The organism is Phyllobacterium sp. (assembly GCF_037994425.1).
In the GTDB taxonomy this organism is placed as follows: domain Bacteria; phylum Pseudomonadota; class Alphaproteobacteria; order Rhizobiales; family Rhizobiaceae; genus Phyllobacterium.
Map to the genome: position 1 here is coordinate 1 of NZ_JBBNAM010000057.1, position 10,804 is coordinate 10,804.

Sequence of the window (10,804 nt, forward strand, 5' to 3'; positions counted from 1 at the left end):
GACCTCCGCGGGTGTCCTGAAGCCCAGACATTTGCGGGGTGTCGCATTGAGATGATCGCAGACGCGACGCAGTTCGGTATCGCTGACGGCGAGCGGGTCAACCTCCCTCGAAAGCCATCTTCGGGCCCGGCGGTTGGTGTTCTCGACAGTGCCCTTCTGCCAGGGTGACTGCGGGTCGCAGAACCAAGCCTGCATGCCAAGGCCGGCCTGGAGATACGGCCAGTCGGTGAATTCTGTGCCGCGGTCGAAGGTGATTGAGCGGCGTGCTGTTGCGGGCAGGGCTTCCAGCGTGCGGATCAGGCGCTCCATGATTGGTCGCGACTGCCGGTCGTTGTTGCGCAGGAATACGGTAAACCGGCTCACCCGCTCGACCAGGGAGGTGACGTTGGCTTCACCGAACTTCTTTTTGAACTGCATCAGATCGCACTCCCAGTGGCCAAACTGCTGGCGTTCCCGCACAACGTCCGGCCGATGCAAAATACTCAGATCCGGACTGAAACGGCGGCCATGGCGACGCCGGGCATGGCGTGGCCTACGGCGCGCTCGACGCTCCGGCAGGTGATGCCAAAGCTTGATTGCTTGGCCGTCCTTCGAATAGGCAAACCGGTAGATGGTCTCGTGACAGACCGTCATGCCATGCCGTCCGCCTTCCAGCTTCAGACGGCCGGCAACTTGTTCTGGCGACCAGTCATGACGGATCCGCTCGATGATTGCCTCGCGCAGACTTGGCAGCCGCACCAGCTTGCGTCGCTGGCCCCGCCGATCCTTTGACTTCGTATCGGCGAGCGGACCGTAATAACCAGTCAGTTCAAGCATCTCGGGATCATCGAAGCGGTTGCGCTTCAGTTCGCGAAAAATCGTCGAGCGATGCCGTCCGAGTTTCTCTGCCATAACGTCGACGCTGATCTTCGCAGCATGCCAGCGCTCGATCTTGCGACGTTCGTCAATGGTGATTTGGGAGTAGGTGCGCTGAAGCGGTCGGTTCATGAGCGATTCCTTTGATGCGATAAGCCATTGTTATCGCTACAAAGTCGCACTTCAAATTAGAACCCACCCTTGCATTCCTGTTACGCTTGGTCAGCGAGTAGGGTCAAATACTTGCCTGCATAAGCTGAATCAACTTCGCAAGTCCGTTCAGGGCCGAGCGTCACCCGTTTGTTACATCAGAATGCTAGGCGGGCAGGAATTTCCAATAAAGGGGATTCGATTAGATGCCGCTTGCTAGACAATCCGATGCCCTGCCGCAACGCAACGAGAAACTCAATAAAGCGGTTCGGCAAAACAGACTCTGGTCGAGGGCCGGCCTATCGGAACGCCTGTTCGCCCACGTCTTCAAGGGATTGGTCTACCCGCAAATCTGGGAAGATCCTGAGGTCGACATGGAGGCCTTGGAGATCCGTTCGGGCCACCGCGTTGTCACGATAGCATCAGGCGGCTGCAACGCCATGTCCTATCTTACGGCCGACCCGGCGAGCGTCGAGGCCGTCGATCTCAATACGGCCCACGTCGCATTCAACCGCCTGAAGCTGGCGGCCGTCGCGCATCTGCCCAACTACGACGCCTTCTACCGCTTTTATGGAACGGCAGACGACAAAGCCAATCTTGCCGCGTATGAGCGTTTCATCCAGCCGCATCTCGATGCGACCAGCCGCGCCTATTGGGAAAAGCGCATGCTTTCAGGCCGGCGCCGCATCACGATCTTCTCGCGGGACCTTTACCGCCATGGCCTGCTCGGCCTCTTCATTGGGATGGGCCACCGGGTGGCGAATGTGTACGGCATCGACCCGCGCGACATCCTCAAGGCCGCGACGATCGAAGAGCAACGTGTCTATTTCGACACCGCCCTCGCCCCGCTCTTCGACAAGCGCATGGTCCGCTGGGCAACCAAGCGAAAGTCGTCACTTTTCGGCCTCGGCATTCCCCCGCAGCAATATGATGCACTGGCGAGCGCTGGAAACGGCAACATGGCGCAGGTTTTGCGCGGGCGCCTCGAAAAGCTTGCCTGCGGCTTCCCGCTTTCCGAGAACTACTTCGCATGGCAAGCCTTTGGCCGCGCCTATAGTGGCGACGCCGAAACCGGACCGCTTCCACCCTACCTTTCCCGTAGCAACTTCGCCACGGTGCGTGATCGCGCTGGCAGAATGAGCGTCGTCAACGCTTCCTTTACGGAGTTCCTTGCGGCCAAGCCTGACGCGTCAGTCGATCGCTTCATCCTCCTCGATGCCCAGGACTGGATGAACGATGTTCAACTCAACGAATTATGGGGCGAGATCACCCGCACCGCCGCACCCGGCGCCCGCGTGATCTTCCGTACGGCGGCGGAGCCGACGATCCTTCCAGGACGCATCGACGATGCACTGCTCGAACGTTGGAATTATCAGGACGAACTGTCACGCGCCCTTCATGCGCGCGACCGTTCATCGATCTATGGCGGATTCCACGTCTATCTGCTGAAGGATCGCGCCTGATGTTCGCAAAGATCGAACATGGTCGGCTGATGGACCGGGTCTATCGGCACCAGCGCCATTTCTACGACGCCACCCGAAAATACTATCTCCTCGGACGTGACCCGATGCTTGCGGGGCTCAATCCGCCTGAGCGCGGCAGCGTCCTCGAAATCGGCTGCGGGACTGGCCGCAATCTCGTCCTCGCCGGCAGGGCCTATCCGAAGACATCGCTCTATGGGATTGATATTTCCAACGAAATGCTGGCAACGGCCCGCAAGAAGATTGCCGCGTCGGGGCTCGGCGACCGCGCTGTGCTCGCCTATGCAGATGCCGCAAAATTCGAGCCCGAAGCCATCCTTGGGCGACGCGAATTCGACCGGATTTTCATCTCCTACGCCGTGTCGATGATCCCGCAGTGGCAGGCGGTGATGCGCGAAGCAGTCAATCATCTGACCCCGGGCGGGACGCTGCATGTGGTTGACTTCGGCGACCTGCGCGATCTGCCCGGCTTCGCTCGGCGCGGTCTGTACAAATGGCTTGCTTGGTATCACGTGACGCCGCGCAACGACTTGTTCGAAGTTGCAGATGAAATCGCCCGTACGACCGATGCGGAAGTGGAAACCCACAGGCTTTACCGGGGTTTTGCCTGGATTTCGGTCTTGCGTCGCCGGCCCTGATCTACTTGCACAGATCGCTCTTTGGCCCGGCCGAACTTGGGCCCGCCAGGCAATACAGCATGGACATCTCCGCGGCTGAACGCGCGCTTTGCGGATTTGCCTCGCCGGTGTCGCCACTTGTCGTGCGTTTCAGCTCACAATCATCGCGCAGGAGACACATGACCGGTATGCGCGCCATGGCGACGGCCGCCCGCTGCATGCCCGACGGACCGGAAAAATCCCCGGCATTGCGCACGCGATACCACTGGTGAACCCGCGAAATGCGGAAGAAGGCGCGCGGGTTTGGCAGGATCGCGAGCCTTGAGCGCAAATCATTGTCGGAGAACAGATCGACGACCTGCCCATCATAGGGCTCTGCGAGGCGCCGGTTGTTGGACACGAAGGTAGAGTTGAAGGTGATCGCAGCGGTGCAGGGAAATGCCGCTGCCAGGTGACGGGCGAGCCCGCCGCCAAGTCCGTGGCCGACAATGATATACTCGACCGGCAAGCCGTCCGAACCGCCCTGCGCCTCTCGCCTGATACGGGAGAATTCCTTGCGCACCGTGCGGTATTGATCCCATGGATTGATCATCTGGGTGAAATACGAATTCTCGCTTATGACATCTGTGACGTTGAAGGCGCTGTCCTTGCCCCTGATGACAAGCATCACCGAAAGGCGAACCGGGGTGCGCTTGTAGAACAGCTCCGCATAGAATCCGCCCGGACGCACAATCGGCGCGCCCTGCGGGACCCAGCCGAACATGTCAGGCTTCAGGTTGAAGCGGTCCCTGTTGCCCGGAAGATAGACATTGGAAGCATAGGCGGCATAGATCCCGAAGTAGTCGGAAATCAGCTCATTGTCGTAGTCGGGATACCCTCTATAGTTGCGCCAGAAACTCGGGATCGCCGGGCGAACGCAACTGCCGGACTGACTGACAGAGATCGCCAAATCATCCCTGTTGATGGTGACCCACGAGGCGAAGAATGCATTGGCCAACGCAACGAGAACGACGAGAAAAACCAGCAAACCAAGTTTTCTCATCGTTCTGCCCCCTGCATTAGACGCTGAATGTAACGACTAACATGCCTCAGGTCTTGATGCAGCAAGCAAAAATATCCAATGAGAACAGCGTAAACGAGGCGGGCGCTTGCGTAATGACCCCCTTATTTCGAATTGGTTGGCCGCCAAAATCGGGCGAGTCAAGAAAGAGTGGGGATTTGCCAAACCCGCGCCGGCAAGCTGCGAGGCGTTCCTAGCCGACGGCTCATGCTATTTCTGCTCGCCTGCCGCTGCTTTCGACTTCGGATTGTTGAACTTCATTGCGCGTGCGGTGTAGCATTTGGCCTAACAGCCAAAGAAGCCGCCAGCCGCAAATGGCGGCGATCGATCCATAAACGTCACTGCTCATGGCGATCCTTGAAGTCGAGTTCGTAAACCCGAATACCCTTGCGAACGAAGAGCGCAGGATGTTCCTGCGTACCATGTCCTCAGCGCGGTTCGAAGATCGATATCGTAGCTAAAGCCAACGGCGGTGCAGGCAATACGCGATATCTTCTTGCCGTCGAGCGCCAACCAGTAGAACGCTTCAAAGACCATCTTAACAAGCATCTCGTCGCGCACTTCTGTCTGATAGCCATCGAGAATGGCCAGCGCCTCCAAATAGTGCGGGTCAACCGTTTTTTTCATTTGCCCCATTTTCCCCGGTTTTGATTATTCTCCGGCGCCATCCGAAAAACTGACAGGTGCCCCCTCCTTCGCACTTGTTGCTTCACGCGCGCACCGTCCACTAGCAATTCGAACACAGCCGCGCTCAGGGAAAACATGCTTCTGGCTGCCTTTTTTTTGCGCTGAGCCGCCAACGGCATTTTGCGAATCGCGCGGTAGAAGGCAGTGCGACGACAGTCGAGCGAGCGCGCAATGAAAATATGCGGCATTATTAGCCCGTGGCGACTCTTTGAATCTTTGCAGACATGGCACACCAAATAACGTGGCGGCGCACATCTATCTGCATTCAAACGAAGAGCGCGTCCGCTCCGCCGACCTCATCGAAGCGCAATTGAGCGGGACGCTCGACAAGATCGCAGAGGCTTGCGTCAATGTTGAGTCAAGAATGGTTTTGAAAAATACTTTCAAATGGGGTTTTCCAATTTGTTGCAATACCTGCTATCTCCTAAAAAACCGGCATAAATGGCCGATTTTTGCGCGATAAAGAAATTACGCTAACGCATTCTGCGCTGTGCAAGCTTTGTTAAGCATAATCGAGCATTTGTATGAATGATCACCCATCCCGCCACGATTCGATTATGGACCGCAATATATGAAATGTCTTGCAGCAGGCTTGCTGACTGTCCTTCTGACCGGCTGCACGACCGTGGATTATGATTTCTCCGACGCCAAGCCGGCAAAAGCCGTCCAGCAGATCGCCGCACCAGGTGGAAATGTGAAGGCGCCGCGCTTCGGCGACCGCGATCCGCATGAGTGGAGGGGCAAGACGCCGTGGCATTATCCGATCCATGGAACGGACGTATCGAAATATCAATCCACGATTGATTGGCAAGCGATCCGCGCAAACGGCATTTCATTTGCGTTCATCAAGGCGACCGAGGGCGGCGACCGTGTCGACGATCGCTTTGCCCAAAACTGGGCCGCGGCCCGTGCAGCCGGCGTGCCGCGCGGCGCCTACCATTTCTACTATTTCTGCCGCACGGCCAAGGACCAGGCAAAATGGTACATCCAACACGTGCCTAAGGACCCGAGCGCATTGCCGCCGGTCCTCGACATGGAGTGGAACGCGGCGTCGCCGACCTGCAAGCTCCGGCCGAATGCCGCCATCGTCCGCAGCGAAATGCGCACGTTCATGGATATCCTCGAACGCTATTACGGCAAGCGTCCAATCATCTACACGACCATCGATTTCTTCGATGACAATGACCTTCGCCAGTTCGTCGGCTATCCATTCTGGTTGCGCTCGGTGGCCGGACACCCCGACGAAAAATATGGAACCCATCCCTGGACCTTCTGGCAGTATACCGGTACGGGCTCGATCCCGGGAATGCGCGGCGACGCGGACATCAATGTCTTCGCCGGCGGTGAAAAATCCTGGAAAGAGTGGCTGGTGCGCAACAAGGTGCAATAAAGGGCGGTAACACGGCCCGATTTCGCGATTCTGTGACTTCACCTGACCGGTATATTCGTGCATTAGCAGGGATATCTGCGCGCCTTTAGCGTGCCCGTTATAACGAGATTTCCCTGATGAACAGACTTTTGACTGCCCTTGCCGCTGGCCTTCTTTTGACATCAAGCGCGTCGTACGCGCTGGATCAGGTGGCCCCCGCGCAATTGCAGGCGGCGAAGCCGGCTTGCGGCGGTGAACTTGAGCCCTGGTTCAACGGGGTAATCGCTGAAGCACGGGCAGCTGGCGTGTCTGACCGAGGGCTCAACGAACTGTTGAAGGCCTCCCTCGACGACAAGGTTTTGGAGCGTGACCGGGCACAGGGCGTATTCAACCAGACGTTCCTGACCTTCTCCTCGCGCATGGTTTCCGACTACCGGTTGAAACAGGGCGCGGCAAACCTGAAGAAATACGCAGCGACCTTTGCCGAAGCGGAAGCAGAATATGGCGTTCCCGGCCCAGTCATCGCCGCATTCTGGGGTCTTGAGACTGATTTTGGCGCCGTCCAGGGCGATTTCGACACGCTCAATTCCCTCCTTACGCTCTCGTTCGATTGCCGCCGGCCCGAACTTTTCCGCCCGCAATTGATTGCGCTGCTCAAGCTTTTCGACAATGGCGTGGTCGACGCCAAGACCACCGGCGCCTGGGCGGGCGAAATCGGGCAGATGCAGATTCTGCCGACCGATTATCTCGAACGCGGCGTCGACGGCGACGACGATGGCAAAGTAGATCTCAAGCACAGCGCGCCTGATGCAATCATGACGGCGGCGCGCGTCTTGCGCGATCTTGGTTGGCGACGTGGCGAGCCCTGGCTCGAAGAGGTCAAGCTTACCAAGGATCTGCCTTGGGAAAATGCCATCCGTAGTAACCGCCTTCCCCATTCGAAGTGGTCCGAGTGGGGCGTGACCGGCATGAACGGTCCGCTCGGACCGGATGACGGGGATGCGTCGTTGTTGCTGCCGATGGGCCGCAAGGGACCGGCGTTCCTTTCCTATGCCAATTTCGATATCTTCGTTGAATGGAACAAGTCCATCATCTACGCGACGACCGCCGCCTATTTTGCAACGCGCCTTGCCGGTGCGGGTCCGCTGCAACCTACTACTCCGGAAGTCGGGCTCAATCCTGAACAGATGAAGGAACTGCAGAACAAGCTTGCAGCGCGTGGCCACGATATGGGTCCGAAGATCGACGGCGTGTTTGGCATCCTGACCCGCGATGCGGTCAGGGATGAGCAGATCCGCCTCGGGATGCCCGCCGACTCTTGGCCCACGCCCGAGCTGCTCGGCAAGCTCTAAAGAAACAGCTTCGGTTCGCCTATTACGCCGGCGCCATGGTTTCGAGCGAAGCGAAGCCTTCGGGCTCGCTGCCTTCATCGAAGGTCGTGTCGACTTCGACGAACGTATCCGGGTAAAAGCCGTTGAAGCGCGTTCGCAGCGATAGGGAATACGCGCCGATGTGGCCGATCTCGATCCAGTCACCCGTATCGACCGTTGCCGGCAACCAGAACGGCCTCGATAGAATATCGACGGAATCGCAGGTTGCGCCGCAGACGCGGAACGGCACGATTTCCTTCGGGTCGCCGTGCCGCAGCTTCTTGGCCGGGTCGGGAATGAACCGCGCGGGGAGTGTTATCTTGCCGGTCCAGGAATCCGAAAGCGAAGCCCAGATACCATCATTGATGTAGAGCCGCCTGCCCTTTCGCAGGAGTACTCGGACGATCAGTGAGAAGGCGCGAGCGACAATGACCCGTCCGGGCTCCGCGACCAGCGGCAAATCGCCAAATCCGTATTCCTTGACGTCGCCGCGCAGCCGGGACATCAACTGTCCGAGCGAGGGCATTTCCACATGCTTGCGTTTCGGATCATGTCCATATTCGGCCGGAAAGCCGCCGCCGATGTCGAGACCCGCAAGCGGCACGCCAGCCCGATTTCGTACCCAATCGGCGGATCGCAGGGCATTTTCATACGTATCGGGATCTTCGATCTGGCTTCCGACATGAAAACACAGGCCAACTTTGTAGCCGATTTTATGTGAGCGCTGGAGGAGTTCGATCGCATGCGCCGGAGCCGCACCGAACTTCTTTGAAAGCTCGTAGGCGGCATGCCCCTTGGTCTGGATCCGCACATAGAGTGTGATGCTGGCCGGATCGATATCGAGTGCTCGGACGATGCGCGTTATCTTGGCGATTTCGTCTTCATGATCGACAGCAAGAACGCGGATGCCGTAAGTTTCAAGAGCGAGACGAATATCCGACTGCGCCTTGATCGGATGCATGTAGAGCATCTGCGCTTCGGGCGCGACTTTGCGAACGGCCTCGAACTCGCCCGGCGAAGCCACATCGAATGTACTGACGCCATTCCGCGCCAGGGTGTCGAGAACGAGATTTTCGCCATTGGTCTTGACCGCGTAGGCGGTCTCGCCCGGAAACATCTTCATGAACCGGTCCGCATCCTTGATAAGGACTTGCGGACGAAAGCAGTAGACGGGTTGATCCGGCCGCAGGGTAAGGGCTGCTTCACGGGCCGAGGCGAATCGTTGCATCTTGGCGTTCTGCGTCATGTGAAACTCTTAGCAAGCGAACGTGACGGACGAAAGTCGCTTCTTTTCACGCATGAATCGGGTGGCCTTATCCAACTGTTAGCCGGAAAGTGAGCGCCCGGACGCGCATTCTGAAGGAATGGAACCTTGTCTGTTGGATCGATAACGCCAAGACCCCTTGCAATGACCGGCTTTGCCTGGATGCAATTATTCCTCCTCGGCGCTATCTGGGGCGGCTCGTTTTTCTTTGCCCGCATTGCCGTTCAGGTCGTTCCGCCCCTGACCCTTGTGCTCTTCCGTGTGGCGATCGCTGCGCTGGCGTTGCATCTCTATCTCGCGAGCCGCGGCATCAGTTTCTGGAGCTATCGGCAACACGCCATTGAATTTGCCGGCCTCGGCCTCTTGATGAACGTCATTCCCTTCTCATTGCTATTCATTGGCCAGACTGCACTTGGCGCCGGGGTGGAATCGATCCTCAATGCGACGACGCCGATCTGGACAGTTATCGTTGCGTCATTCCTGACAGTGGACGAAAGAGTCACGATCAACAAAATCGCCGGTATTTTGCTCGGTATCGCCGGAATCGTCACGATGATTGGCCCGGGTGCGCTAACCGGTCTCGGCGGGCCGTTGTGGGCGGAAATGGTAGTGATGGCCGCAACGCTCTCCTACGCCTTTGCCGGCATTCTCGCCAAGCGTTTCAAGGGAGTACCGCCGACCGTGACCTCAACCGGGCAAATGACCGCGGCGACGCTGATCATGATCCCCGTCGTTCTCCTGTGGGATGGCGTACCGCAAGTCGCAGCGATCGAAGGCGGAGTTTGGGCTGCAATTCTCGGCCTTGGCCTCCTCTCCACGGCCTACGCCTATATCCTCTATTTTTCCATCGTGCAGACTGCCGGCGCGACCAACGCCTCACTCGTAACGCTGATCGTGCCGGTCAGCGCTATCCTGCTTGGAACAATTTTCCTTGGCGAACGGCTGGCCGCGCACGATTTTCTCGGTATGGCATTGATTGGCCTTGGCCTGTTGACTATTGACGGCCGCCTGATAACCGCGCTGCGAAAGCGGCAAAAAACCTAAAGTTTTCAATAAAGCGACACTTTCGCACCTAGTTCAATTATGGCATATTTGTGACTGAAACGCGTCAGCAGCGATCCTTGTGGCAAAAATGCTGCAGTGCAAAAATTTGCTTCGTTTCGGAACATTTTCTCGTGATCTTGAAATTTTTTGCCCTATCAAATGCGTTTCATTTCAGAAACTTAGGTTTATCAGGCAAAAATTTTCTCACCTCGGTGTCACGAGACCGTAATATTTGGGCTTTTTCTGTGGCAAATTTGCGCTATGCTAAATCGGTTAACTGCAGGAGACAAACGATGGGACTAACTCGATCGATGAATGTCCTTATGATCTGTGCAGCGTTCGCATTTATCGGTGCAATGGTCGTAGGACTCATCCCCTGAGTAAATACAAGAGCGCTACGTAGATGGTCTCTGACCGTTAAGTAGATGAAACATGGAGCGGCCCGATTATGGCAGTCGGGCCGTTTCCCATTTCAGAATCACACCTTATGCAGCGGCCCCAGCCAGATTGGCTTCGACAACATTGCTGCCCGGCCGAATTCCGATGAGATGGCAGATGGCAAAGGCAAGATCCGCCCGGTTCATCGTATAGAAGTGGAAATCCTGAGCGCCCCTCTCGACAAGGTCAAGGACCTGCTCGGCCGCCACGGCTGAAGCCACCAACTGGTGTGTCTGCGGATCGTTCTCAAGTCCTTCGAAACGCTCCGCCAGCCAGTTCGGTATATGCGTGCCGGCCTTCGAGCAAAAATTCGTCACCTGCGTGAAATTGTGAATCGGCAGGATGCCCGGCAGGATCGGAATATAGATGCCGGCACGCCGAACCTTTTCCACATAGCGCTCGTAGAGGTCGTTCTCGAAGAAGAACTGGGTGATCGCCCGTGTCGCTCCATTGTCAACCTTGCGCTTGA

11 protein-coding genes are annotated in these 10,804 nt (G+C 57.4%); 5 read left to right on the plus strand and 6 right to left on the minus strand.

The annotated features are described in order from the left end of the window. Positions 1 to 987: IS30 family transposase (locus AAAB35_RS04110; protein WP_340666956.1), on the minus strand; the 987-nt coding region annotated here is incomplete at its 3' end. A 224-nt stretch (positions 988 to 1,211) separates the two neighbouring features. Between AAAB35_RS04110 and AAAB35_RS04115 the strand changes: the two genes are divergently transcribed. Together AAAB35_RS04115 and AAAB35_RS04120 are read left to right on the plus strand one after the other, a co-directional pair. Continuing rightward, positions 1,212 to 2,468, plus strand: a complete 1,257-nt coding sequence (locus tag AAAB35_RS04115; RefSeq protein WP_340666957.1) for a DUF3419 family protein — start codon at positions 1,212 to 1,214, stop codon at positions 2,466 to 2,468. Beyond that, positions 2,468 to 3,124 (plus strand): class I SAM-dependent methyltransferase, encoded by a 657-nt coding sequence (locus AAAB35_RS04120; RefSeq protein ID WP_340666958.1) that lies wholly within the window; start codon positions 2,468 to 2,470, stop codon positions 3,122 to 3,124. The genes AAAB35_RS04115 and AAAB35_RS04120 overlap by 1 nt, the downstream gene beginning before the upstream one ends. A 1-nt stretch (position 3,125) precedes the next feature. Here AAAB35_RS04120 and AAAB35_RS04125 read toward each other — a convergent pair whose 3' ends face one another. The 3 genes from AAAB35_RS04125 to AAAB35_RS04135 form a co-directional block, all read right to left on the minus strand. After that, on the minus strand, positions 3,126 to 4,145 hold the full coding sequence (locus AAAB35_RS04125; RefSeq protein ID WP_340666959.1) for a hypothetical protein: 1,020 nt from the start codon (positions 4,143 to 4,145) through the stop codon (positions 3,126 to 3,128). A 363-nt stretch (positions 4,146 to 4,508) separates the two neighbouring features. Next, positions 4,509 to 4,790, minus strand: a complete 282-nt coding sequence (locus AAAB35_RS04130; RefSeq protein ID WP_340666960.1) for a hypothetical protein — start codon at positions 4,788 to 4,790, stop codon at positions 4,509 to 4,511. Then, positions 4,787 to 5,038: a hypothetical protein gene (locus AAAB35_RS04135; RefSeq protein WP_340666961.1), complete on the minus strand. Its 252-nt coding sequence runs from the start codon at positions 5,036 to 5,038 to the stop codon at positions 4,787 to 4,789. The genes AAAB35_RS04130 and AAAB35_RS04135 overlap by 4 nt, the downstream gene beginning before the upstream one ends. 383 nt (positions 5,039 to 5,421) lie before the next feature. Between AAAB35_RS04135 and AAAB35_RS04140 the strand changes: the two genes are divergently transcribed. After that, the gene (locus tag AAAB35_RS04140; RefSeq protein WP_340666962.1) at positions 5,422 to 6,240 is read left to right on the plus strand and encodes a GH25 family lysozyme; all 819 of its coding nucleotides are present in this window, start codon (positions 5,422 to 5,424) and stop codon (positions 6,238 to 6,240) included. A gap of 116 nt (positions 6,241 to 6,356) precedes the next feature. Beyond that, a complete protein-coding gene (locus AAAB35_RS04145; protein WP_340666963.1) occupies positions 6,357 to 7,571 on the plus strand; it encodes a peptidoglycan-binding protein in 1,215 nt (404 codons plus the stop codon). A 22-nt stretch (positions 7,572 to 7,593) separates the two neighbouring features. On the opposite strand, the gene AAAB35_RS04150 is transcribed toward AAAB35_RS04145, so the two are convergent. Further along, entirely contained in the window at positions 7,594 to 8,817 is a 1,224-nt protein-coding gene (locus AAAB35_RS04150; protein WP_340666966.1) for an alanine racemase, read from the minus strand. Between the two features lie 144 nt (positions 8,818 to 8,961). Here AAAB35_RS04150 and AAAB35_RS04155 point away from each other — a divergent pair, with 144 nt between their 5' ends. Beyond that, positions 8,962 to 9,897: a DMT family transporter gene (locus tag AAAB35_RS04155; protein WP_340666964.1), complete on the plus strand. Its 936-nt coding sequence runs from the start codon at positions 8,962 to 8,964 to the stop codon at positions 9,895 to 9,897. A gap of 485 nt (positions 9,898 to 10,382) precedes the next feature. On the opposite strand, the gene AAAB35_RS04160 is transcribed toward AAAB35_RS04155, so the two are convergent. Continuing rightward, positions 10,383 to 10,804: methylenetetrahydrofolate reductase (locus AAAB35_RS04160; protein ID WP_340666965.1), on the minus strand; the 422-nt coding region annotated here is incomplete at its 5' end.

What these genes read in the sequence shown, in the direction of transcription:
- AAAB35_RS04115 (WP_340666957.1), top strand. Translation starts at nt 1,212, where the DNA reads ATGCCGCTTGCTAGACAATCCGATGCCCTGCCGCAACGCAACGAGAAA.
- AAAB35_RS04120 (WP_340666958.1), top strand. Translation starts at nt 2,468, where the DNA reads ATGTTCGCAAAGATCGAACATGGTCGGCTGATGGACCGGGTCTATCGG.
- AAAB35_RS04125 (WP_340666959.1), bottom strand. Translation starts at nt 4,145, where the DNA reads ATGAGAAAACTTGGTTTGCTGGTTTTTCTCGTCGTTCTCGTTGCGTTG.
- AAAB35_RS04130 (WP_340666960.1), bottom strand. Translation starts at nt 4,790, where the DNA reads ATGAAAAAAACGGTTGACCCGCACTATTTGGAGGCGCTGGCCATTCTC.
- AAAB35_RS04135 (WP_340666961.1), bottom strand. Translation starts at nt 5,038, where the DNA reads ATGCCGCATATTTTCATTGCGCGCTCGCTCGACTGTCGTCGCACTGCC.
- AAAB35_RS04140 (WP_340666962.1), top strand. Translation starts at nt 5,422, where the DNA reads ATGAAATGTCTTGCAGCAGGCTTGCTGACTGTCCTTCTGACCGGCTGC.
- AAAB35_RS04145 (WP_340666963.1), top strand. Translation starts at nt 6,357, where the DNA reads ATGAACAGACTTTTGACTGCCCTTGCCGCTGGCCTTCTTTTGACATCA.
- AAAB35_RS04150 (WP_340666966.1), bottom strand. Translation starts at nt 8,817, where the DNA reads ATGCAACGATTCGCCTCGGCCCGTGAAGCAGCCCTTACCCTGCGGCCG.